This window comes from Corynebacterium spheniscorum (genome assembly GCF_900113445.1).
GTDB classification, from domain to species: Bacteria; Actinomycetota; Actinomycetes; order Mycobacteriales; family Mycobacteriaceae; genus Corynebacterium; species Corynebacterium spheniscorum.
The window spans coordinates 23,479-47,616 of record NZ_FOPJ01000017.1 but is presented as its reverse complement, the minus strand read 5'-3'; the positions used below and the strand labels follow the sequence as shown (position 1 = coordinate 47,616).

Here is a 24,138-nt window from a genome sequence, read left to right as displayed (position 1 = left end):
TGTAGGTGGGTGTCTAGGGGTATGACGAAAACATTTTCCTTAACCGAACAACACATCACAACGAGATAAAACCCCAGCTCAGAGGCTGTGGATAACGCCAACTTATCCACAGGGCAAAGGAAAAGGGCCCAGTCTGGCGACTGGGCCCTAGGAGTGTAGAAGGTTACATAACCGCGGAGAGGCTCTGGGCAGCAGAACCAATATTGGCGATAGCGGAGCCAAGGGCCGGGAGGTTACCGGTGGCCAGTGCGGCAGCGGCAGCGGCAATATTGTGAACCAGGCCGATGGCGGGGGTCAGGAAGTTCAAAGCAGCCAGGATTGCGTCCATGAAGTTAGCTCCTCAGGTTAAGAATTGGGGGGTTAGGTACGACTAAAGATTATAGGGAAAACACACAGTTGGGGACAGAGAAGGGTTAAATACATTTCTATGAGCACCCTGATCCGTGAAGCTACGCCCGAAGACATCCCTCAAATTCTGGAATTGATCCGTCTACTCGCAGAGTATGAACGCGAACCGGATGCGGTGGAGGCGACCGAAGAAGGGTTGAGAAAACTTTTCTTCGGGGAGAATCCGGCGACGTTCGCTCACGTGATTGATGATCCTGAGGCGGAAAGCGGCCGCTTAGCGGGGATGGCCATCTGGTTTTTGAACTTTTCCACCTGGACCGGACGGCACGGTATCTGGCTCGAGGATCTTTATGTCCGCGAAGAGCTACGGGGGCGTGGCTACGGTCTGGCGCTGATGCGGCATCTAGCGAAGATCTGCGTGGAGCGTGGTTATGGCCGCCTGGAGTGGACGGCCCTGGATTGGAATGCGCCGGCGCTTGGTTTTTATCACTCCTTGGGGGCGGTTCGGATGGAAGAGTGGACGACCCTGCGCCTCGCTGGCCAGGCGTTGGAGGATCAAGCAAAATAGCACCATAGGAGACATATTGAACAGCGTTCAATAATGCGGCTATGCTGAGGCCCAAGAAACATTTTTCTTGTGGGCCTCGTCCCGCATGCACTAAGGAAGGCAGCCCCCTCACCTTGAACACCACTGAACTCCCCGAAGTATTTGAACGCGCACGCCAGCTGGCTCTGGAGAAGGGCGAAGGCCTCAAGGAAGCGGATCTCATCGAGATTATGAAGCTCGAGGAGCGCTTCATCCCGGAGATCCTGAAGCTTGCCCATGAAGTTCGTCTGCGCTGGTGCGGCGAAGAAGTAGAAGTTGAAGGCATTATCTCTTTAAAGACCGGGGGATGCCCAGAAGACTGCCATTTTTGCTCGCAGTCGGGGCGCTTTGAATCACCGGTTCGTTCGGTGAACCTGGACATTGCGGAGTTGATTGAAGCTGCGAAGCAAACGGCAAAAACCGGTGCGACGGAGTTTTGTATCGTCGCGGCGGTTAAGGGCCCGGATGAGCGGTTGATGCGCCAGGTGGAAGATGCGATTGCAGCCATCCAGGCTGAAGTGGATATTAATGTGGCGGTCTCGATTGGCATCCTTACCTGGGAGCAGGTCAAGCGCCTCAAAGCTGCTGGAGCGCACCGCTATAACCACAACCTGGAGACCGCGCGATCCTACTTCCCGAAGGTGGTGAGCACGCACTCTTGGGAGTCCCGCCGAGAAACCTTGGAGCTGATTCGCGAAGCAGGGTTGGAAGTGTGCTCAGGTGGCATCTTGGGCATGGGGGAAAGCATTGAGCAACGTGCCGAGTTTGCGGTGCAGTTGGCTGAGGTGGAGCCCGAAGAGGTGCCAATGAATTTCTTGGATCCCCGCCCGGGTACGCCCTTGGAGAATCAGGAATTGCTCAGTTCTGCGGATGCGTTGCGAGCTATTGCGGCCTTCCGGATGGCGATGCCGAAGACGACGCTGCGCTTTGCTGGTGGCCGGGAATTGACCTTGGGCGATGATGGTGCTGAGCAGGGCTTATTGGGTGGAATGAATGCCATTATTGTAGGTAATTACCTGACCACCTTGGGTCGACCCATGGAGAAGGATCTGGATATGTTGGGCAAGATCCAGCTGCCGATCAAGGCACTGACGCACACTATCTGATGAGCGACCTTTTCCTCGCGCTTTATGGCGGACAACCCTGGCGATTCCACCCCAATACCGGGCAGGACCTGGAGCAGGGTGCGCCACGGTTATCGCCATCAGCGCAGGCCGGGTTGGAAGCGCCACGCTATTGCCCGCTGTGTGGCAGAAGAATGGTGGTGCAGGTGCGACCAGAAGGATGGTCGGCGCAATGTTCGCGCCATGGGAAGGTGGACTCCAGCGAAGCCGAACGTTAGCGAAGGACGTGTTTGCCCAGCTTGAGGAGCGTGGTCATGGTGGAAGCGGGAAGGCCATCGCCGAGGGTGAGGCCGCGCTGGTGAGCGATGGTGCGCGGGCGAGTGTAGTGGAGTAGCCCGGACGCGCCATGTCGACCGCCGAGACCGGAATCCTTCCACCCACCGTGTGGGGCATCAATGGAACCCCAGGTGGCGGCGTAGCCTTCGTTGATATTGACGCTGCCACTTTCGAGTTGTTTGGCAATAGACCAGGCGGTAGCGCGGCTCCCAAAAACACTGGCATTTAAGCCGAAGTCGGAGTCATTGGCACGCGCAATGGCCTCGGCGTGGCTGGCGACGGTCTCGAGGTAGACGACGGGACCGAAGACTTCATTGCGATAAAGCTTGGCGGACTCGGGGACATTGCGCAGCACTGTCGGGGCATAGAAGGTATCGCCTAGCTCGGGGAGAGCATGACCACCGCAAAGAATTTCGGCGCCTTGCTCACGAGCATCGCGAACGAAGGCGTCGACATGCTGCAGGTGCGCGGGGGTGATCAGGCCACCCATGTCGATATCCCAGCCGGGGCCCGGGCCGATGTTCATGTTCTTGATGAGTGCGAGGAAACGCTCGGTGAACTCGGTGGCGATGCTGCGGTGCAGCAGGATTCTTTCAATAGAGACGCAGAGCTGGCCGCTATTGCTGAAGCACGCGTTGATGGCTTGGTGTGCGGCGAGTTCGATGTCAGCATCTTCGGCGATGATCATGGGGTTCTTGCCACCGAGTTCCGCGGCGAGGCCAATCAGCCGCGGACCGGTGGTTGCGGCTACCTTGCGGGCGGTGCGGGTGGAACCGGTGAACATCAAGAAACTCGCGTTATTCGCGACCGCAGTGCCTGCCTCAGCCCCTCCCTCGAGCACCTGAATGAGATCGCGTGGAATGCCGATCTCGGAGAGCAAAGCAATCCCCAGGCGGGCAGTGCGCATGCCCAATTCATCGGGTTTGAGGAGGATGGCGTTGCCGGCCATAAGAGCCGGGAGCATCTCGGAAAGAGTGAGGGTAAGGGGGTAATTCCAGGGGGAAATGATGCCGATAATGCCGAGCGGCTCGCGCGTGACTTCGGTGCGGGTGAGCAGCGGAAGGGCACCGCGGGCGCGGCGGGGGCGCAGCAGCGTGGGGCCGCGGTGGGCGTAGTAGCGGGCGGTGATGGCGACATCCATGACCTCCTCGAAGGCGCTGCGACGATTCTTGTGGGTGTCGGCCTGGATGGCGTCCATGAGTTCGTCTTGGCGATCGAGCACGAGATCGTGAAGGCGAAGGAGAATCGCGGCGCGTTCTTTGAGGGGGACCTGCGCCCAGCGGGCTTGGGCGCTAAGGAGGCGGGGGATGTCGGGAGTGCTCATAAGCGCCAGCCTAGTGATCCCAGCTGGCCTCATCGAGGATGCCGGCGCGGCGGGCGACCACCACGCTGACAAGCGCCTGGCCGGTGACATTCACGGCGGTACGACCCATATCCAAGATGGGGTCGATGGCCAGCAGGAGGCCGGCGCCGGCGAGCGGGAGGCCGAGGGTGGACAGCGTAAGAGTGAGCATGACGATGGCTCCGGTAGTGCCGGCGGTGGCGGCGGAACCGAGGACCGAGACCGCGATAATGAGCAGGTAGTCGACCGGGCTTAAGGCGATGCCGAAGAATTGGGCGACGAAAACGGCGGCGATGGCGGGGTAGATGGAGGCGCAGCCATCCATCTTGGTGGTGGAGCCTAGGGGAATGGCGAAAGAGGCATATTCCCTGGGTACGCCGAGTTTTTCTTCGGCGATGCGTTGGGTGACGGGCATGACGCCGAGGGAGGAGCGCGTGAGGAAACCAAGGGAGGTGACCGGCCAGACGCGTCGGTAGAACTCAAGGATGGGCAGGCGGTGGTAGGCCAGGACTACTGGGTAGATGATGAGGAGAACCACTGCGAGGCCGAGGTAGATGGCGATGGTGAATGTGCCGAGCGAGCCGATGGCATTCCAGCCATAATGTGCGACCGCGTGGCCAATGAGGGCGGCAGTGCCGATGGGGGCGAGGCGGATGATCCACCAGAGGATGACCTGCACGATCTTCAGCAGGGATTCGGCGACTTTGAGGAAAGGTTCGGCGTCTTTGCCGGCTTTGACGGCGGCAATGCCGATGGCCAGCGAGATCACCAAGATTTGCAGCACATTGAAGTTAATGGCGACGTGGTCGGTGTTGAGGGTGGCGCCGATGCCGAAAATATTGGTGGGTAGGACGGATTGGAAGAAGGCGAGCCAGGAGCCGCTGGTGCTGGGCTCCTTGGTGGCGGCGAGATCGAGGTGCGCGCCGATGCCGGGGTTGATCAGTAGCGCAACGCCAATACCGGCCAGGACTGAGAAGAACGCAGTAATGGCGAACCAGATGAGGGTGGAAACTGCGAGTTTGGCGGCATTGGTGACCTGGCGTAATTGCGCGACGGAGGTGACGACCGCGGTGAAGACCAGGGGGACCACCATGATGCGAAGAAGCTGTACATAGGCGCTGCCAAGCCCGCCGAGGAGGGTGCCGGAGGCCTGCGCGATCTGAGCGAGGGCGTCGGTGCCAGCGGAATAGTGGCGGGCGAAAAGGCCGAAGATAATGCCGATGACCAGGCCAATGAGGATCTGGGCGCCGAAGTTATGCCACCAGGCGGGCTTTGGGGGTTGCTCGGGCGTTTCTGCGGTCTGATTCGTTTGTGCTGTTTGTGTTTTTTGTGTTTTGTGTGGAGCGGTCATGTGTGGGTTGGACTCCTTGATGCGTTAAGGACTAAGTGGAGATGTAGTCTAAGCGGTCTATCAAAAGTAGACCAACTGGTCTAGTTGTGGAGGGTGCGAGGAGTCCTGGGGCGCTGCGGGGCGTTCAGAAAGTTGAGCCGAGGGAGAGCGGGGCGCGCAGCAAACGATCAAGGGCCACGGCGCGGGCAATGGCTTGCACCATGTCTTGGTGGCTGCGGATCATCCTTAATTCCGGCTGGCAGTGCAGGGAAGAGCTGCGAATAACTTCAGCAAAAATTTTTGGGGCCCGCGGATCCTCTGAAAATGCGGAGCCGGCTAGGACCACGGTGGCGGGTTGGTGTTCGGCGCAGAGCTCGCGTGCCACTTCGCCTAAGCCGCGGGCGCGGGCATCGAGAACCTCGCGAAAATGCGGGCTTTGAATCGCAGCACTCAAACTGACGCTGCCTAGACAGCCGCTGGTGGAGAGCACTTCTTCTGCGGGGCCGCGCTTGGTACTGGGCAGGGTTGGGATGGAGTGCACGCCTAGTTCATTAGAAAAGGCAGCGCCGATGGAGTCATCAGCGAATAACACCAGCACCCGCGGGGGCGTATCCGTAGCGGCGGGGAGATCCTCGCTTTGAATTTCGCTGGCCAGGATTGCTGGAACCGCGGAAGTAACACTGACAGGTAAGGCAAAGTGATAGCGCAGACGCTCCGCCAAATTCATGTGATGCCAACCCAAGTTCGGGGCATCAACACAGCCCTCCGGGCTGACATAACCAGAGGTGGTGACACCCAAACTCATGAGCGTGCCACCGGCGTGGGTGCTCAGGCGGTGCACCGCGGCAATAATGTGCTCCAAGAAATCCGAGTCTTGGGTTTGCGCGACCCGGGAATGCACCACGGTATCGGCAATAATGCGGCCGTGAATGTCATAAAGAGCCACAAAAGTTTCGCGTGTGCCCACCGCAATGCCGGCAAGGCGCCAATCATTCGGGGCGATCTCTAGGGGTGAGGAAGGCCGACCGCGACCTTGGACCTCGGCTAAATCCGGGCGCTCTCTTAAGAGTCCTTTGTTTAATAGTGCGGTTACGGCGCGCGCCACCGTTGGTTGGGAGGCCCCGGTGGCTGCTACGATCTCATTCCTCAAAGTTAAGCGACCGGCGTGGTTGAGCTTGTTGAGGCGAATGATGTGCAGAGCTTTAGCCGCGGGCGTCAAGGGACGCGAAAAAATCGGGGGCTCCGGCGGCGGCGTGAACATGGCTTCATAGTTTAGGTCTTGGGGCATGTGGTGCTGTGGGCTACCCCCGGGCGCGGAGGTGCTAGGGGAGGCAACAGCGTTCTTTTACTAAAGAAAATACTGTGACTTTGGCCATGGCTCATGCGGGTTGAATATTTTCAATAAGGTTGTGCTGAACGAGCTGACCAGCGCAAACCACTGCCTAATAAAAATCATTATAAATAGCGCTTGACCTGCGGAAATTTCCGGGGAAATCGGTTCAGGATCGTGGTTTTACGGGCGTAGAGTGGAATGTGGAAACCCCCAGGATATGTTTTCAATAAGCACTGCTGGGTTGGGCGCCAGGAAAGCGCGAAAACTCAGCAGTTTTTTGGGGCAACCACCAAAAAATGATCCACAGATGCCTTATAGGAGGCCTACAAAATGAGTTGCTGCACCGATACCAAGCACAACCCAGCCGCTAATTGCGATTGCAAACTCTGCTCGCACCCCGCCGGCGAAGTCTGCACCTGCGATTGCTGCTCCCACGATGAGGGCTGCGGCTGCGAAACTAAGACCTGCTCCTGCCAGTGCGATTGCTGTACCCACAAGCACAACTGCGATGCTTCCTGCGATTGTGATTGCGAATGCTGCAAGCACGACACCACCAACGAAAGCACCTGCACCTGCGCCAATGAAGAAGGAACCGGCACGTGTGAGTGCGATTGCTGCACCCATGATGCCCGAGGAACCTGCGTGTGCACCTGCGAGTGTGATTGTTGCAAGCCCGGCGAAGAGGATAAGTGCGAATGCACCTGTGCGGAAGGCTGCACCTGCGAATGCGCCTGCTGCCAGAATATGAACGCGGAATGCACCTGTGATTGCAGCTGCTGCGCCACCGGCGAACCGCACACCTGCACCTGCGATTGCGGCAGCAACTGTGCCTGTGACTGCGAGTGCTGCAACCACCAGCACACCTGCGAGTGCGCTTGCTGCTCCAAGGACAGCGCCCAGGCCTGTACCTGCCGCTGCTGCTCGCACCCGGAAAACACCGAGTGCGATGAGAATTGCTGCAAGCACGCCTAAGCCCGCGCAGCCCACGCAGCACTAGCTAAGTACCACAAGGACGCGGCCTGCCCGCGTCCTTTTTTGCTGCTTAAGGCATAGTCGCTGCACTGGTTCGGCAACGCCGACGATGTGGATGAAAAGCCTAAGGGAAGTAAAGTAACCAACCATGTCTGATCAGGTACTGAGTTTCCGCCCCATGACCCCGCAGGACCGCGAATTGCGGGCCACCGCCATTCGCGAGGAAGTGCGCCGCAGCGGTAATAACGAGCTCAGCGACCAAGACCTGCTCGAACACCCCTGGTGTGACTACCTCGAATTCGATGGTGAGCGCGGCGACTATGGCATCGTCGCCCTCCAAGACGGCACCACCGTTGGCTGCGGTTGGGCCGGCTTCTTCAACGGCCGCGCACACCTGCACACCGAAGTCCCAGAGATGATGATCTACGTGGCCGAAGCCCACCGCGGGCTTGGCCTAGGCGGCCAACTCATTGCCCAAATGATCGACCACGCTGCGGATATGGGCTGGCCCGGGCTAGCGGTATGGGTGGGACACACCAACCCGGCGCGCCGCCTCCATGCCCGCAAGGGCTTCATCGCCCAACCCTCAGACCCCTCGATCATGATGTACACCGTTAGCCCCAAGGTGCGCCGCGTGGCCGTGTATTGCGGTTCCGCTACCGGCGAGAACCCCGAATACGCTGACGCTGCCCGCGAATTAGCCCGCGGCCTGGCCAAAGCCGGCATCGGCATTGTTTATGGTGGCGGCAATATTGGGCTGATGGGAGTGTTGGCGGATGAAGCAATCGCCGCCGGCACTGAGATTATCGGCGTGATCCCCGCATCATTGATGAACCGCGAAATGGGGCATCAAGGCTTAAGCCGCCTAGAGGTGGTGGAAACCATGTCGGAGCGTAAAACCCGTATGGAAGCACTCGCCGATGCCTTCATTGCGCTGCCCGGTGGGGTCGGCACCTTAGAAGAATTCTTTGAGGTCTTCACCCTCCAACAACTCGGTTCCCTGAGCGGCCCCTTCGGGCTTTATAGCCCGGATGGTTTTTGGGACCCCATGGTGGATATGCTGCGCCACCTGGCCGAAGAGGGCTTCTTAGCCCAAAAATATTTAGACGCCATGATCCTGGCGGATAATACGGATGCCTTGATCCAATCGCTGTATCAATGGCGTGCCCCCGGCATTAAATGGGCCTAAACACAGTGCCAAGGGGGTGAGTACCCATAGTGCGGGCTGAGGATAGCTAGACTCAACCCTCATGAGCTCCCAGACCAGCAGCCGTACCCCCTCCATGTTGGACGCAGCCTGCGATTCCTTCGTGCAGGACCTTGCTGAATTATCACCCACCGAGGCCACCGCCTGGGGTATCCCCGGTTTCGACGACCAGCTCGAAGACTTCTCACCCGAACACTGGGAGAAGGTCGCCGAGCGTACCCGCGAAATGCTTGCCGATGTCGACGCCCTCGATGATGAAGCAGATGATGATGACATCAGCGAGGATGATGGCGATGATGATGGTGGCTTCGATGATGTTGACCACGTCACCGCCGCGGTGCTGCGCGATCGCCTCACCTTGCAGCTAGAACTCCACCACAACGGGGAGTTCCTCCGCCAGCTCAATAATATTGCCTCCCCGGTGCAAACCATCCGCGATACTTTCTCGCTGATGCCCACCGAAACGGAAGAAGATATTGCCACCATCCGGGCCCGCATGGCGCATATCCCAGCAGCCCTCGCTGGCTACCGCGAATCCCTCGCAGAAGCCGCCAGCCAGGGCAAATGCGCTGCGGTGCGCCAACTCAATGAAGTTATTGAGCAATGCACCGACCTGGCCGATAGTCAGCATTCCGCGCTGCTGAGCTTCGGTGTTCCGGCAGACGCCCCAGAATTAGTGGCTGCTGCCCGCGCCTTTGAAGAGATGGGCGATTGGTTAGCCGAACACCTCTGCTCCCATGCCCCGCATGAAGATGCCGTGGGCCGCGAACGCTATGAGCTTTTCTCCCAAGAGTTCGTGGGCGACCGCGTTGACCTTGATGAAGCCTATGAGTGGGGCCTGGCGGAATTGCAACGCATCACCGCGGAGCAAGAAGCCATCGCCCAGCAGCTTTATGGCGAAGGAGTAGGAGTACGCGATGCCTTTGCCCGCCTGAATGCTGAGGAACGCTACCGCATCGAAGGGGTAGATAACCTCCAGGCGTGGATGCAAGAAACCGCTGACCGCGCCATCGCGGACCTCGATGGCACGCACTTTGATATCCCGGAAAAGATCCGCACCATCGAATGCTGCATTGACCCAGCTGGCACCGGCGGTATTTTCTACACCCCACCAAGTGATGATTTCCAACGCCTCGGCCGCATGTGGTGGTCTGTGCCCCAAGGCCAAAACACCTTCCACACCTGGCAGGAATTAACCACCGTTTTCCATGAAGGTGTTCCCGGGCATCATCTCCAAATCGGCCAAACCATGTGCAACCGCGAACAGCTCAACCGTTGGCGTCGCGTCGCCTGCTGGAACTCCGGTCATGGTGAAGGGTGGGCGCTTTATGCTGAACAACTCATGGCTGAACTGGGTTATCACGAAGACCCTGGCACCCGCATGGGGCTCTTAGACGCTCAACGCCTGCGCGCCGCCCGCGTGGTGCTGGACATTGGTGTGCACCTGCAAAAACGCATCCCGGAGGGCACTTCCACTTGGGATGCTCCCTATGCGCGCGCCTTCCTTCGGGAAAACACCGCCATGGATGATGCGAACCTCAACTTTGAGCTCAATCGCTATTTGGGTTGGCCCGGCCAAGCCCCCAGCTATGCGCTGGGCCAAAAGCTCTGGATGGAGCTGCGCAGCGATGCTCAGGCGGCGGGCATGAGCCTGCCGGACTTCCACCGTGAGGCGCTCTCCTTGGGAAGTATTCCCATGTCGGTGCTGCGCAGCGCACTGCTGGACTCCTAAACACCCGCCCCCACAGCGCAGCCCCGGCAACAGCGCAGCCCCGGCAATAGCGCCCGCCCGACACTACAAACCCACACCCCCGCTACTCCTCCGGTAAGGGAAACACTCGCAAAATCAAGCGCACCACCTGCGGCAATAATCCGGCCAACACCACCACCGCGATGAGCCGCACCACCTGCGTACCCACCACCTCCGGCCCGGCACCGCCTTCATTCGACAACGCCAACACCGTCTCCAAGGCCCCCGGGCTGGTGGCCAAATACGCCTCGAAGTAGGGGATCTGCCACCACAGCGTCAACAACCACGCCGTGCCCGCACAACCCACCAGCAGCGCCGCGATGAATAACAAAGTGGCCGGCAATTGGCGGGTAAAAAATTTCAATGCCGGCAAAGATAAGCCGCCCCCGCAGGCCCACCCAATGCTCAAGTAGGAAATAATCTTCAACCAATAAGGCGGCTCAAGGCTTAAATCCCCTGGCAATAAAAAGGCCACCACCAGCGCCAACACCATCGGCGCAAGCACCATCGGTGCCGGCATATGAATCAACCGCCCCAGCTTCTCGCCCACCAAAATAATCACCATAAGCAGCAACAAGAGCCACCAGGGCTGCGCCGTGTGCGGCAATAACGAGCCCCAAAAATGCTGCACATGTGAGATAAACCACGGCCCCGATTCCACTGGTGAGGGCGCTGCATGCCCAAAAGCCAAAGCCACCAGCGGCAAAGACACCGACACCACCAAAAGCCGCAAGTACTGGCTTAAGGTCACATAGCGATAATCCGCCCCAATCTCCGCCGCCAACGCCGGCATCATCGAGGATCCCCCAGCCAGCATCGACAAAATCCCGGTCTCCGGCGGGATCGAAGGCTCATGGCGGGAAAGCAAATATCCACCAATCACCCCAATCGTCAATGTCAACCCCGTCGCCACAATCGCGGCCGGCAAAAAGCGCGCCAGGTGATCCGCCGGTACCCCCAACAGCGGCAATCCCGCCAGCACCCCAATCGTGCCGCGCCCCAACCGATTCACCAAGGGATGCGCATGCAGCTCCTCACCACTAATTAATGCGCTCGCCGCCGCCGCAATAATCGCCGCTAAAATCCAGGCAGCCGGCACATTCGCTTCACTAAACACCATCCCCAGGATCAGTGAAGCGATCACCACCACAATCCAGCGCCGCGCGCTACCTCCGAGCGCGCTCAACGCACTAGCTCATAAGAATCCGCACTAATCTTCAACGCCGGCAGATCACGATCCGCCCCCGCACTCTTCTCAAAGCGCATCACCACCTCCCCAGGAGTCCCCAAATCCACCTGAACTCCCTGCACATTCGTGGTTTCCCCAGCCGGAATCATATCCGGCAACGCCGCCGAAGCCTCCGGGGCATGACGCTGCGCCAACCCCTGAATCTCCGGGGGACCATCCTTCACCCGATAGGTCACCCGCACAGCCTGCGGCGGATTCGGATCATTCGTGCGCATCTTCCACGTCGTCGGGAAATCCGCATCACAATCCACATACACCGGGCCCTGCCCAGAAATCTCGCAGAATAAATTATGTTGCGGCCCCAAGGGCAAGCGATACAAAGGCTCCTGCGCCACTACCTCCCGCGGCGCTGCCCCCCGCGGGGTCGCCAAATCCAACGCCGGCACCGTCGGCCAGCCCTCCGGCTGCGTCGACACCTCGCCGTTCTCCACTTTCACCCGAATCGCCTTCCCCCCGCGCGTCACCTCCAATTCATTATCAGCCACGCGCTTGACCTGCGGCGCAGCATCCTCCAGCACCGGCGGCAGATCCACAATCATCTGATTCCCACGGAATAACAACAAGGAATACGCCGTGCGATTATCGCCGCGCGCCCCACTTAAAAGTACCCAGCTTAAATCCAAACAGGGGTTATAAAAATTTTGGTCAATCACAAAACTAAAAGGTTCCTGCCCCGGCACTGCTGCCTGTCGAGATCGGAGCAACGACGCTGCATCACTGGTGTGCACGTCGCGACCTTCCGCGCATTGCCGCGCCTGCTCACTTTCTTGGCGCGAGTCGCCCTCACTAGCCTCCGTCGTCGGCTCCACCACCTCAGTAACCGTGCTGGTCGGCGTAATAGTTGTCGGAGTTGAGGTACCCGGCTGGCAGCCCACTAACGCAGCTGCGCACACCACAGCCATAACAATGAGAGATCCACGAGTCATGATCCACACCTAAAGGGGGTAAAAAATTTTTCCTAACTGCACCCCAGAGTAATGACTTTCCGCTCCCACAGTTCTAAAATTTCCAAAAATCAACCCACCCCCAACCCAAGGACAACCCCCCGCACTATGGCCACCATTAGCCTCCCCATGTGGGTCACCCTCATCCTTGGTGCCCTGGGAGCCGGCTGGATCGACGCCGTCATCGGTGGTGGCGGACTCATCCTCATCCCCCTACTCATGGCCACCCTCCCCGGCCTAGCACCAGTCACGGTCCTAGCCACCAACAAGGTTGCCGCAGTAAGCGGCACTGCCAGCGCTGCGGTCACCATGGTGCGCCGGGTACGTCCCAACCCCCGCCGACTCCTCATCTACGCCCCACTCGCTGGCATCTGTTCCGCTCTCGGCGCCAGCGTTGCCGCCATGGTCAATAAAGACACCATGCGCCCGCTAATCATCCTCCTGCTTCTGGCAGTGGGGATCTTCGTGGCCCTCAAACCCAGCTTCGGCACCACCCCCGCCGCCGGGTCAAACCTGTCCACCACCCGCTTGGGGCTTGCCATCTTAGGGGTAGGGTTCATCGGTTTTTATGATGGCATCTTCGGCCCCGGTACCGGCATGTTCCTCATCATGGTGCTCACCGCTGCCTTAACCCAAGATTTCTTAACCTCAGCGGCCATGACCAAAGTCATCAATACCGCCACCAATATCGGGGCCTTAAGTGTCTTCATTATCGGCGGCCATGTGTGGTGGTCCCTGGCACTCATCCTGGCCATCGCCAATATCGCCGGTGCCCAATTAGGTGCCCGCACCGTTCTTGGCGGCGGGGCGAAACTCGTGCGCTGGGCCTTACTCGGCTTGGTGGTGGTTATGGTTTGCTACCTCAGCTACCAGCAGTGGGGCGGGCTAGGGTAGAACCCATGACAAACGAGGACACCCAAGACCAACAAGACCGCGCCGATTTCCAGGTCGGCGGCCACGAGCGCACCTTAAGCAAAGAAGAACAACTCACCCAATTAGGCAGCTACCTCGACGCCCACTACCCACTCCCAGACTTCCGCCCACCCTGGGCCGGTGGTGATGGTGACCCCAGTGCCGCCGACGCTTATATTGCCCGCCTACCTGATCGGACCACCCACGCCGCGATGCTCATGTTGGGTTCTGCGGTTGACCACACCATGCCCGGGGTGGTGTACCTCGGTGAGGTGAGCTCCACCGAGGCCCCTGAATTATCCGCTCGCATTTTCCACCCCTCCCAGCCCACCCCAGGGGTTTGGGCCATTAGCCTGCACTCCGGTGGTTGGTGGCGTGGTGCTGCTGATGCCCTGGAGTTCAGTTGGCGCCCAGAAGTGGCAGCCGCAGCGGAGCTTTCCGGCACCACCATTATTGACCTCGACCACCCGCTCGCTCCGGAACACACTGTCGCGGAGATGTGCCAGGCCGTAGAAAAGGCCGTTGATTATGCCCGCGCGCAGGGTGCTACACACATCACCATCTGGGGTTATTCCTCCGGTGGGGCTTTGGCGGCGCTCAATGCCCAACACGCCAACGCCCTGGTGCTCACCTTCCCGGATTTAGGGTCCTTAGCGAAACTCCCGGAAGAAATTCGCGCCGGGAAAACCTTGCCGGAGCCGCACACCTGGCCAGAAAGCTTGGTGCAGGTGGCCAGCTTCGATGAGATTGCGGCAGCCCCGGAGGGCCTAGCAGAAGAAAAGCAGATTGAGGTGCGCCACTATGTGTCGCGGCACCGCATCTCCACCCCAGAGGTGGCGCGCGAAAAGATTCGAGATATAGCCGAATTCCTACGTAACGTGAGCATGCACCGTTAATCTTCGAACTCGGAAAGATCCAGGTTATGAAGGGGGTCGGATTCGCGGCCCTCTTCTACTGCTTCGGCGACATCGCAGAGCACTAATTGGGCGCCATAGGGGTCCGCGATAATGCAGAGCCGCCCAAAGGGAGTCTCCGTGGGGTTCATAAGAACCTGGCCGCCGAGCTGCGGGGTTTTCTCGGCTACTTCATCAACGCTGTGTACCCCGATAAAGGTATTCCACTTACCCGGGGTATCTTCAGCGGGGCTATGCGCAATACCGGCGATGGAAAAACCTTCCCCATTGGGGGCGGCTACCGCGTAGCCTTCATTGATGGTGAAATCCCAGCCGAAGAAGCGGGTATAAAACTCGTAGGTTTCCTGGAAATTGCGTGGGCAGGCCAGCTCATGCCATACCGCGGTGCCGGGTTCCCCGGCGGCGATGAAGGTATCTTCACCGCGGGGTTGTAGTAGCCCAAAAATGGCGCCACAAGGATCGGTGGCTAAGAAAAAGGTGCCGGTGGTGATCTCTGTGGGTTCGCAAAGCGCATGGGTATCGCGCTCAGAGATGTCTTTGAAAGCCGCCTGGATATCGGTGGTGAGGAAATAGGTGTACCAGGAGTTATTGAGGGGGCTAGCTGCGTCACCTTGGATGAATCCCGCCACCGGGAGACCCTGGCAGCGCGCCATAATATAGCCGCCGTGTTCTGGGTCAGCGGAGGTTTCCCACCCGAGAAGCTGGGAATAAAAATTAGCTGCGGCAGCGGGGTCTTCGCTGACGAGATCCACCCAGTAGGGCATTCCGGGGTTGGCTTCGAAAGCTGGCATGGCTTAGAGATTCCTCCACTTCTCGGGATCGAAGTCATCATTAGCGGTGGCTTCATCAAAATAATCATCTTCGCCATCCGGGGCGGCAACACGGGCTGCGTGGCCGTGGACTTCCACCACATCGCCTTCGCGAAGCCGGCGGCCGCGGCGGGTATCCACCTGGCCATTGACCTTCACTTCGCCTTCGGCAATGAGTTCTTTCCCCTCACCACCGCTGGCCACCAGGTTCGCCAATTTAATGAATTGGCCTAGCTTGATCTCTCCGCTCACTGAGACATCGGTGTATTCAGGGTTATTCATGCCGGCCAGTGTAGTGCCAAGCCCGCGGACTGCTTAGCCAAGAGCCCACTAAGCCCCTGGTACAGCATCACCACACCAACAGCTAGGAACACCACACCGCTGAGCATGTCGATAATCGGGGAGTACTTCTCTAAGTGCGTGGCCATAGTATTAACCGCCAAGGCAACCCCCACGAACCAACAAAGCCCCACCACAATCAACACGATGGCCACAATCGGGGCGGGAATATAGTCGCCATTGACATGGGCGGCGGGGCGAACGAATTGAGCGAACACGGAGCCGAAGAACAAAATCGCCTTAGGGTTCGCCAGGTTCGTCGTCACCCCGAGCCGCAGCGCCGCAGCATCGCTTAGCGAGCTGTGTCCACGATCTCGGAAAGAGCCCGGCACTGCGACCGTAAATTTTTGGGAGCGCCAGGCCCGCAGCCCACCCTGGAAAGCGCGGAAACCCAGGTAACTCAGGTAGGCCCCACCAATGAGTTGTAGGGTGCGCAGGATCGAAGGATATGCGTCGATCAAGGCAGAAAGCCCAGCTAGGGATGCGGAAATCCAGAGCGTATTGCCGAGCATAATGCCGATGGCCACCAGCACCCCGGCGCGGCGGTCTTTAAGGCCCGTGCGCAGGATCTGCACCACATCAGGGCCGGGGGAGGCGATCGCTGCGACCCACACCAGGATGAGGGTCATCAGTGTTGATAGGGACATAAAAGCTAACGCTACACTGAGCGCATTATGTTCGACCTCGAGCGCATTGGTCGCGGCCTGGCGGTACAGGCCATCCTCCCGGAATTGCCCAGCAGTGGGGCGCAGGTGATTCAAGCACCCCCAGGTACCGGTAAAACCACGCTCATCCCACCGGCCTTGGCGAACCTGCATCCGACAGGGCGTGTGCTGGTGGTAGCTCCGCGCCGGGTGGCAGTGCGTGCCGCGGCGCGGCGACTCTGTGAGCTCAGCGGCCTGCGCTTGGGGCGAGAGGTGGGGTTTTCGGTGCGTGGGGAACACCATGAGGGTTCCGCGGTGCATTTTATGACGCCCCGGATTTTGTTGAATCGGTTGATTGCGGACCCGGAGCTGGCAGATGTGGCGGCTGTGGTGATTGATGAGGTGCATGAGCGCTCCATTGATACCGATGTGTTGGTGGCGATGTTGAGTGAATTACGCCAACTGAGAGAAGACCTGCAGCTGGTGTGTATGTCTGCCACCTTGGATTCGGGGGAGTGGGCGAAGCTGATTGGGGCGGATTGTGTGCTGAAGACGGAGGCGCAGACGCATCCTATTGAGGTGGAGTGGGTGCCGACGGCGGATGCTTCGCGGCTGCGGTGTGATGAAAAATTTTTAGATCATGTGGCGCGATGCGCGCGAGAGGCGGCGGCAGTACAGGAGTATTCCGTGTTGGTGTTTGTTCCTGGGGTGCGCGAAGTAGAAGAAGTATGCCGCAGGTTGGGAGATAAGGCCTTGCCTTTGCATGGGCGACTTGGGGCACAAGCGCAGGATGCGGCGCTAAAAGATACGCCAGGGCAGCGCATTGTGGTGGCCACCGCGGTGGCGGAAAGCTCGCTGACCGTGCCGGGGGTGCGGGCGGTAGTTGATAGCGGGCTATCGCGGGTACCCAGGCGGGATCGCGCGCGGGGGATGAGTGGGTTGATCACTATTTCGGAGGCGCGGGCAACCGCTACTCAAAGAGCTGGGCGTGCAGGACGTGAAGGCCCGGGCCGCGTGTGGCGGTGCTTTAGGGAAGAAGAGTTCCGGCACTTTGCCGAACACCCCACCCCGGAAATTAAAAGCGCGGATTTAAGCGATATTGCCCTGCACCTTGCATGTTGGGGCACTCCACGTGGGGAAGGTTTAGCGCTGATGGATGCCCCACCGGAAGCGGCGATGGCGGATGCGGAAGCGGTGCTGCGGGCCATTGGGGCGGTGGATGAGGCCGGGTTGGCTACCGAGCATGGCCGTGAGCTGGCGAAAATTCCTTTGGATCCGCGCCAAGCGCATGCGTTGTTGAACTTAGGTGCTGGGGCGGCTGAGACTTTGGCGATTCTGGCGGAGGGCGTATCGGGGGAGATCCGGGTGGTGCCGAGTAAGCAGGCGAAGCGGGAGGCCAGGAGATTAGCCCGCATGGTGGATGATGCCGGGAAGACGGATGCCCAGAAGGTGGATGCCGGTGTGGTGGTGGGTACCGCCTACCCGGATTACCTGGCGCGCCGAGTGGCAGGTAGCGATGAATATTTGCTGGCCAGCGGAACCCGAGCGAACCTGGGGCGAAGCGGGTTGGCGCCCAGCCCGTGGCTGGCGATTGGGGAGATTAATCGCAGTGGGTATAAGGCCACGATCCGTAGCGGCACAGCTATTTCTGAGGCCGCAGCCCTGGAGATTATTGGGGTGGAGGAAACCCTGGAAGCCACAGTGGAGAAGAATAAAATTTCTGGGGTGAAGATTCGCCGCGCCGGGGCGATTGAATTAAGCCGCACGAATGTGGCGGTACCGGCCGATAAAGCTGCGGCGGCACTTATGGAATTAGTGAAAAGCGCTGGTGTGCAGGCACTTTTTAGCCCGGAGGGCGAGGTCTGCGCGCTGCGGGATCGCTTGGTGTATCTGCACCAGCATTGTGGGCAACCCTGGCCGGACCCAGATGCGGTGGACCCAGAACTCTGGTTAGGTCCAGAAATTGAGCAGGTGGCAAGCGGGAAAGCCCCGGGGAAAATCAGGCTGTTGGATGCGTATCGGCGGCTTTTGCCCTGGCCAGAGGCGGCGCGCCTAGAGGAATTAGCGCCAGCACGCCTGGCGGTACCTAGTGGACGCAGTGCGCGGATTGATTATTCCGAAGGCCGACCGATCGTGCAGGTGAAACTCCAAGAATGTTTTGGGTTGGCCAGCTCCCCGGAGATCCTTGGGGTGCCGGTGCTATTTCACCTGCTCAGTCCCGCTGGGCGGCCGGTGGCGATCACAGATGATCTCAAAAGTTTTTGGTCTGGGCCCTATACGCAGGTGCGTGCGGAGATGCGGGGGCGTTATCCCAAACACCCGTGGCCAGAAGATCCTTGGAGCGCGCAGGCTACGCATAGAACTAAAGGGCGCGGCAAAGCTTAAGCCGCGCTGCCGCACGCGATCTGTGGCGACGTGGGGCAGCGGGTCTCGAGTAAAGCTAAAAAATCACCAGATTTCGACGCGGTCCTTGGGATCAAGCCACATCGGTGAATCCTCGGTGACCTCGGGGAATGCCTCGTAGAATTCCTTGATATTTTGGGCAATGATATTGCAGCGGAACTCATTCGGGGAGTGCGGGTCGATGGCGAGGAGCTGCGCGACCAGTTCCGGGCGCACCTTGCAGCGCCACACGCGCGCCCAGGCGAGGAAGAGGCGCTGCAAGCCGCTGAAATCGTCGCCGGGAAAGCCCTCGGCCTCGAAATGCGCGGTGGGGGCGTCGGCCAGATCAATGCCCTGCTCAGCGAGGTGATTGCGATAAGCGATCACGGCAATACCGAGTCCACCTAAGTCACCGATGTTTTCGCCGAGGGTGAATTGGCCATTAACGCCCTTGGATTCGATGCCGGCTTCCTTCAAGACGGTAGGGACGAGGCCATCGAATTGCTTGGCGAGTTTATCGGTGAGCTTGGTGAAGGCCTCGCGGTCGGAATCCTCCCACCAGGAGTTGAGGTTGCCTTGGCCGTCATAGCGGGAGCCCTGATCATCGAAGCCGTGACCGATCTCATGGCCAATGACTGCGCCGATGGCACCATAGTTTTCGGCAAGGTCGGCCTGCGGGTCATAGAAGGGTGGGCGCAGGATGGCGGCGGGGAAAGTGATGTCATTGACCATGGGGTTATAGCAGGCGTTGACGGTCTGCGCAGTCATGAGCCACTCATTGCGATCATCCGGGTTGCCGATCTTGGCGAGTTCATAATCATGCAGGTTGGCGCAGGCATTGCGGACATCCTGCATGAGATCGCCCTTGATCACCAGGCCCTCATAGGTGCGCGGATTATCGGGGTAACCGATCTTGGCTTTGAAGGTGCCGAGCTTCTCCAGGGCGCGCTGGCGGGTAGCTTCGCTCATCCAGGAAAGGTTGCTGATGCGCTCGCGGTAGGCCTCGATGAGGTGATCGACCAGCACCAACATTTCTTGCTTGGAGGATTCCGGGAAGTGCTTCTGGGAGAAGAGAACGCCGACCTCATGGCCGATGAGGGATTCGCAGAGGCTCACGGCGCGCTTCCAGCGATCGCGTTGCTGCGGGGTGCCGGCTAGGCGGGTGCCATAGAATTCGAAATCCTTGGCGCCGACAGCTGGGGGCAGGAGGTTCGCGCGGGCATGGAGAATATGCCAGGTGCCCCAGAGCTGCCAATCGCTGAGGCGTTCTTGGCGTAGCAGGCCGGCGAGATGCTCAATATAAGAAGGCATCATGGCGATGGCGGCGCCGTGGTCGAGGCCCGCGCCGGCAAGGAGGCGGCGGATAATGGCTGGGAGTTCCTCAATGCTGGTGGGGTTATAGGTTTTCACTGCATCGCGGGTTTGGACCACATCCCAGTGCCCGGCGGCGATCTCGGTTTCTAAGTTGACGATGCGCTCGGCGGCATCCTCGGGGCGAAGGCCCTGGAGGCGGGAGGCATCGAGTAGGGCCAGCATCTCGGCGACGTGGGTGCGGTAGGCCTGGAGGGTTTCGGCGTGGGATTCTTCGCGGTAGTAGGCCTCATCGGGCAGACCCAGGCCGGATTGCACGAGATAAGGCACCGCAATATCGGAGCCGCCGCCGGAATCGCGGGTGACCCAAAAGGCCAGTGGGGCGGAAACCCCGAGGCGGTCGAGTTCACCCAGGGCGGTGGCTAAGGCCTCAATATTTTGAACGGTGAGTTTATCGAGGTCCTCGTCCAGGGGTGTCATGCCGGCGGCTTCGATGGCATCAACATCCATGTAGGCGTCATAGAGTTTGCCGGGGCGGCCGTCGTTTGCTTCGAGGAGTTCGTGGACGTCGGCTTCGGCGCGGTCGCGCAGGGCATGGAAGGTGCCGTCGATGCTGCGGTCGGCGGGGATTTCGTGCTGCTCGATCCAAGCGCCATTGACATAGTGGAAGAGGTCTTTCATGGGAACCACTTTAGGGGCAATGGTGGGTGTTGTGTGCTGAGAGGGTGGTGGGGGATTTGCTTGGTGCGTTGCTCAAGGTAGGGCGAAGCCCCGCGGCCTGTGCGGAGGAGTGTGCAGGGCGGCGGGGCTTAGCTGGAGATGGTTGGTGCTGGTGAGTTATTTCTTCTTCTCGTCGTCGATCATCATGTGACCGGGGCTCCACCAGCCCATCCGCTTAATCACCTGATAATCAATCTTGGCATCAGCTGGGGGCTGGCCCTGGGAGTTCACGCGACGCTGGTAGACCTCCATGGAACCCCAATCGCGTTGCCAATCATGGTTGAGATAAGCCGGCAGCTCATAGGAAGAATTCACAGCCTCAGCGGTGCCCATAATGCCGCCACCAGCATGATCCTGGAAGGCAGTCAGAGTGGACTTGCCATCAAAATCCGGGGAGATGCGGTACTCCGGGATCTCCGCCACACCGGCATAGTGATTGAAGGTGCGCTGGCAGGGGAATTGCAAAGCCACCGACCAGTCCAATAACCCTGGCTTCTTCGGATCAATCAGCTGAGCAATGGGCTTTAAGGTGGGGACACGCGGCGGGGTGAAAGCCACCCACTCTTCTGGAGTCAGATCTGTATCCTCAGCGGAAATGCGCACCACATTAGCCGTATCGGGGAGCTGGCCGAGCGGGAGGCGGAGGTTACGCCACGCCTTCTTCGGCCCTGTTTCGAGCATCTCGGTGGAACCACGCTTGGTGATATTGCCATCAGCATCGAGATGCGCGTACTCCAAGCGCAGCTTCTGGCCTTCTTGTTTCACACCATTAATATCGTGGTGCTCAATCCGACCAGCAGCCGACACCACAATCAGCGGCTGCTCCGGGGAGTTTTCTTCCGGTAGGCGATACCACTGCGTGGTAATGCGTGCCGCATATTGTTCGGCACTATCCTGCCAAGAACCAATCACAGGGACGCGGGTGTAATCCAACCCGAAGGGCAGCCGCGCGGTGGAACCATTAACGCCCACCTCAGTGCGGGTACCGCCGGTAACACCGGTGGCTTGGCCGGTCGCTTCTTCACTACCGCCGGGGCCCACGGAGTCCGCGAGCGCGCCGGGAGCGGTGTCCTTTTCATATTCGGCGCTAATGCTCTGCGGAATATTTTGGGCGCTGAAGTTCACCGAATCTCCATCATCAATGGAGTCCGCCAGGTTGCCTTTCACCGGGGTGAGGAAGGAATCATTCGAGTTGGTTTCCGCCAACACATCAGAAGCCAACTCGCAGGAATCCCCAGCTAGGGAACGTAGATTACCTAGTCCAATGGAATAGGCCGGGTACTGCGCAATAAAGCCCTTACCCAAGCTCAGCATGGAGAAGACCACAATCAACGCAGCCGATACCGCCAGCGGGGAAGTAGTTAGTGCTGTGACCTTCTCCTTGCCGCTGGTGGTCAGCCCACGGCGGGCAATAATGCCCGCGCGGCGACTTTGGTTGAGTTCTTGCATGCGCTTATCGGAGGCATGCGAATGCACCGGGGCACCAGCGGCGGCAGCTTCTTCTGCAGCGGTTTCTTCCAAGCTGGGGGCATCTTTACGGGTGGCTTTGAAATCAGCGCGGAAGGCGTAAACCGCACCGATTGCCAGCACGATGAGGGTGATCCCCAGCATGACGGTGGAGGCCTCAATGCCGCGGTATTGCACGGACTTATCCCACCAGGGCACCCCATAGCTGGACACATACCACCAACCATTCATGCCGGCGAGACCAATGGCGAAGAGGAAGAGCATGCCGCCGATAAAGAAGATCCGCGAACGTACCGAACGCACCGTGATGGTGGCTAGTGCGACTGCGGCGAGCGCGGCGATGGCACCAGCGATGCCGGCATAAACACCGAAGTGGTGGGTCCACTTGGTGGGGGTGAACATCATGAAGAACATGGTTCCGAAGATGATGAACACCAGGCGGTGGCTGGGTCCGCGGCTAGCGCCGGGTACCTTGCCATTGCGGATCATGGCGGCAATCACCAACACCAGGCTGACCATGAGTAGCAGCACCGCGAAGCGGCGGGTCATGGAACCATCGACGGACAGCTGCAATAAGGATTGGTAGCGAACCCACTCGTCGTACCAACTTAAGGCGGGACCCTTCTCTGCGCGCACGCGGATGGATTCCAGCACCGTGGCCAGGGTTTGATCACCGAACACAGCAATCAAAATGGCGGTACCAGCAGGCAGGAAGGGGAAAATTTGGGCGCAGGTGGCGCGCGCAATCTCACCCTTGGAGGCGGTTGCGGGATCCGCACCTAAAAGCGGTAGCCGCAGATAAACGATGCGCACCAGGGCAGGAAGTGCCACCAGCAGCGCAGCTACGGCCATCAACCCGGTAGGCCCAGCACCCAAAGAGATGGTCGCGATAATCACGCCAATGGCGGCAGGAAGCAGCCGCGAGCTAACAATGGCGCGTTCGAAGCACAGCCAGGTGGTCAGGGCACCGAGGGCGATAATGGGTTCTGGGCGGGTGCCGTTATTAAAGGGCAACCAGAAGGCGAGGAACACAAACGCTGCGGTCCAATTCGCGGTACGGCGTTGCGCCACCAGCGCGCCGAGGCGGGGCAGTGCTGCCCGTGACAGCAGGAACCAAATAGCAAGTCCAGAGATCAGTGCCGGTAAACGCATCCAAATGGATGCGGTGCTGACATGGGTCATGAGGGCGAGCAGGTCATAGTAGGGCGCGCCGAAGGGGGATTCGGGTACGCCATACCAGCGGTAGTAGTTCGCCATATAGCCGGCTTCGCGGGAAGCACGGGCCATGGTGAGCAAGAAGCCATCATCGGAAGTATTAGCGCCGAAGACATGCCAATACAGCAGCACTGCGCCCACAATTCCATCCAGCGGGCGGGGGCGCCACCAATTCTTTGGCAATAAGGGGCGCGGGCGCGCGCGGTCTAAAATATCCAGGCGGTGCAGGCAGATCAGCGAAATAATCAGCGAGAGCACACCCAGGCCCATGCTTAAGAACTTCGCGATGCTCGGGGAGGAGCTAAAGCGGGAGTTAATATCCACATGCACCTTCATCCCCAAGTCGCTTAATGCCTGCGCATTGGCGGGGGTGTCATCTAATTCGGTGTAGATGCCGGTGATTTGTGGGCGCATATCTTCGTCTTCGCTATCGCGATAATCCGTTCCGGATAGTGCGATAGTGGTTTCTTCATCAGTGAGATGAAGGGAGAGGACAGCGTCTTTGGGGGCCTTGGCAATGGTGTCTTTCGGGATTTGGAAGGGCACCTTGCCGCGCAAAATAATGTCCAGGCCATTGTCGGTAGTGCGCAGGAACATGCCACGTTGGGTGGCTTCGGTGGAATCCGGTGGCAAGGTCCCCAACACCATGTTTTCGCCCTCGCGCAGGTATCGGGTGCTCGCTAGCGGCAGCTCCACCTCTAGGCGGTCCGGCGCATAAGACATCAGTGGCGCATTAATCGACTCCAGGTTCTGGTTTTGGGGCCAGTTAAAGGAGGATTGGGTTTGCTGCACCGGCATAAAGGGGGTGGCAATAAAAAGCAGGAAACCAATGGCGCCGCTAATGATGGCGCCAAGTTTCGCGGAATTCATTGACGTGGTGCTGGGGGAGCTCATGCGCTGGTCACGGTCCTGAGGATGAGGTGGGTTCTTAAGATTCGTGGTGGGCGGCTTCATGCTAGCGGCC

General features: G+C 59.5%; 20 protein-coding genes. 8 read left to right on the top strand and 12 right to left on the bottom strand.

Annotated features, from left to right (window positions below):
* Positions 1–163: 163 nt before the first annotated feature.
* Positions 164–328, bottom strand: coding sequence for a hypothetical protein (locus tag BMZ01_RS11275; RefSeq protein WP_177180157.1), 165 nt, complete (start codon positions 326–328; stop codon positions 164–166).
* A 99-nt stretch (positions 329–427) separates the two neighbouring features.
* Between BMZ01_RS11275 and BMZ01_RS10335 the strand changes: the two genes are divergently transcribed.
* The 3 genes from BMZ01_RS10335 to bsaP all read left to right on the top strand — a co-directional run bounded on the left by BMZ01_RS10335 (position 428) and on the right by bsaP (position 2,276).
* A complete protein-coding gene (locus tag BMZ01_RS10335) occupies positions 428–916 on the top strand; it encodes a GNAT family N-acetyltransferase (RefSeq protein WP_218140954.1) in 489 nt (162 codons plus the stop codon).
* Between the two features lie 113 nt (positions 917–1,029).
* Positions 1,030–2,040 (top strand): biotin synthase BioB, encoded by a 1,011-nt coding sequence (gene bioB, locus BMZ01_RS10330; RefSeq protein WP_223846012.1) that lies wholly within the window; start codon positions 1,030–1,032, stop codon positions 2,038–2,040.
* On the top strand, positions 2,040–2,276 hold the full coding sequence (gene bsaP / locus BMZ01_RS10325; protein ID WP_092287105.1) for a biotin synthase auxiliary protein BsaP: 237 nt from the start codon (positions 2,040–2,042) through the stop codon (positions 2,274–2,276). Before bioB ends, bsaP begins: the two co-directional genes overlap by 1 nt.
* On the opposite strand, the gene BMZ01_RS10320 is transcribed toward bsaP, so the two are convergent.
* The 4 genes from BMZ01_RS10320 to BMZ01_RS10305 form a co-directional block, all read right to left on the bottom strand.
* Positions 2,273–3,658, bottom strand: coding sequence for a succinic semialdehyde dehydrogenase (locus BMZ01_RS10320; RefSeq protein ID WP_244887609.1), 1,386 nt, complete (start codon positions 3,656–3,658; stop codon positions 2,273–2,275). The two genes, bsaP and BMZ01_RS10320, sit on opposite strands and share 4 nt — an antisense overlap.
* A gap of 10 nt (positions 3,659–3,668) precedes the next feature.
* Positions 3,669–5,027: a dicarboxylate/amino acid:cation symporter gene (locus tag BMZ01_RS10315; RefSeq protein ID WP_092287101.1), complete on the bottom strand. Its 1,359-nt coding sequence runs from the start codon at positions 5,025–5,027 to the stop codon at positions 3,669–3,671.
* 124 nt (positions 5,028–5,151) lie between these two features.
* On the bottom strand, positions 5,152–6,294 hold the full coding sequence (locus tag BMZ01_RS10310; RefSeq protein WP_223845979.1) for an ROK family protein: 1,143 nt from the start codon (positions 6,292–6,294) through the stop codon (positions 5,152–5,154).
* 368 nt (positions 6,295–6,662) lie between these two features.
* Positions 6,663–7,301, bottom strand: coding sequence for a hypothetical protein (locus tag BMZ01_RS10305; protein WP_143067496.1), 639 nt, complete (start codon positions 7,299–7,301; stop codon positions 6,663–6,665).
* Positions 7,302–7,459: 158 nt separating this feature from the next.
* On the opposite strand from BMZ01_RS10305, the gene BMZ01_RS10300 reads away from it, so the two are divergent.
* Positions 7,460–8,500 (top strand): TIGR00730 family Rossman fold protein, encoded by a 1,041-nt coding sequence (locus BMZ01_RS10300; protein WP_092287097.1) that lies wholly within the window; start codon positions 7,460–7,462, stop codon positions 8,498–8,500.
* A gap of 61 nt (positions 8,501–8,561) precedes the next feature.
* A complete protein-coding gene (locus BMZ01_RS10295) occupies positions 8,562–10,250 on the top strand; it encodes a DUF885 domain-containing protein (RefSeq protein WP_092287095.1) in 1,689 nt (562 codons plus the stop codon).
* 82 nt (positions 10,251–10,332) lie between these two features.
* Here the strand turns inward: BMZ01_RS10295 and BMZ01_RS10290 are convergent, their stop codons facing one another.
* Both BMZ01_RS10290 and BMZ01_RS10285 read right to left on the bottom strand, forming a co-directional pair.
* Positions 10,333–11,454 carry an AbrB family transcriptional regulator gene (locus tag BMZ01_RS10290; RefSeq protein WP_223845978.1) on the bottom strand — a complete coding sequence of 374 codons (1,122 nt, stop codon included), beginning with the start codon at positions 11,452–11,454 and terminating at the stop codon, positions 10,333–10,335.
* Positions 11,451–12,443 carry an LppP/LprE family lipoprotein gene (locus tag BMZ01_RS10285; protein WP_143067495.1) on the bottom strand — a complete coding sequence of 331 codons (993 nt, stop codon included), beginning with the start codon at positions 12,441–12,443 and terminating at the stop codon, positions 11,451–11,453. Before BMZ01_RS10285 ends, BMZ01_RS10290 begins: the two co-directional genes overlap by 4 nt.
* 126 nt (positions 12,444–12,569) lie before the next feature.
* Here BMZ01_RS10285 and BMZ01_RS10280 point away from each other — a divergent pair, with 126 nt between their 5' ends.
* Together BMZ01_RS10280 and BMZ01_RS10275 are read left to right on the top strand one after the other, a co-directional pair.
* Positions 12,570–13,355 carry a TSUP family transporter gene (locus BMZ01_RS10280; RefSeq protein WP_092287091.1) on the top strand — a complete coding sequence of 262 codons (786 nt, stop codon included), beginning with the start codon at positions 12,570–12,572 and terminating at the stop codon, positions 13,353–13,355.
* A gap of 5 nt (positions 13,356–13,360) precedes the next feature.
* Positions 13,361–14,269, top strand: coding sequence for an alpha/beta hydrolase (locus BMZ01_RS10275; protein ID WP_092287089.1), 909 nt, complete (start codon positions 13,361–13,363; stop codon positions 14,267–14,269).
* Here the strand turns inward: BMZ01_RS10275 and BMZ01_RS10270 are convergent.
* From BMZ01_RS10270 to BMZ01_RS10260, 3 genes are read right to left on the bottom strand one after another with little or no spacing between them, the layout of a single operon-like run.
* Positions 14,266–15,078 (bottom strand): VOC family protein, encoded by an 813-nt coding sequence (locus BMZ01_RS10270; protein WP_092287087.1) that lies wholly within the window; start codon positions 15,076–15,078, stop codon positions 14,266–14,268. The genes BMZ01_RS10275 and BMZ01_RS10270 overlap by 4 nt on opposite strands.
* A 3-nt stretch (positions 15,079–15,081) precedes the next feature.
* The gene (locus BMZ01_RS10265) at positions 15,082–15,378 is read right to left on the bottom strand and encodes an RNA-binding S4 domain-containing protein (RefSeq protein WP_092287085.1); all 297 of its coding nucleotides are present in this window, start codon (positions 15,376–15,378) and stop codon (positions 15,082–15,084) included.
* Positions 15,375–16,082 (bottom strand): LysE family translocator, encoded by a 708-nt coding sequence (locus BMZ01_RS10260; protein ID WP_092287083.1) that lies wholly within the window; start codon positions 16,080–16,082, stop codon positions 15,375–15,377. The genes BMZ01_RS10265 and BMZ01_RS10260 overlap by 4 nt, the downstream gene beginning before the upstream one ends.
* A 27-nt stretch (positions 16,083–16,109) precedes the next feature.
* Here BMZ01_RS10260 and hrpB point away from each other — a divergent pair, with 27 nt between their 5' ends.
* Positions 16,110–18,464 carry an ATP-dependent helicase HrpB gene (gene hrpB, locus BMZ01_RS10255; protein ID WP_092287081.1) on the top strand — a complete coding sequence of 785 codons (2,355 nt, stop codon included), beginning with the start codon at positions 16,110–16,112 and terminating at the stop codon, positions 18,462–18,464.
* Between the two features lie 63 nt (positions 18,465–18,527).
* Here the strand turns inward: hrpB and BMZ01_RS10250 are convergent, their stop codons facing one another.
* Together BMZ01_RS10250 and BMZ01_RS10245 are read right to left on the bottom strand one after the other, a co-directional pair.
* Positions 18,528–20,453: a M13 family metallopeptidase gene (locus BMZ01_RS10250; protein ID WP_092287079.1), complete on the bottom strand. Its 1,926-nt coding sequence runs from the start codon at positions 20,451–20,453 to the stop codon at positions 18,528–18,530.
* Between the two features lie 156 nt (positions 20,454–20,609).
* Positions 20,610–24,128, bottom strand: coding sequence for an arabinosyltransferase domain-containing protein (locus tag BMZ01_RS10245; RefSeq protein ID WP_244887608.1), 3,519 nt, complete (start codon positions 24,126–24,128; stop codon positions 20,610–20,612).
* Between the last annotated feature and the right edge of the window lie 10 nt (positions 24,129–24,138).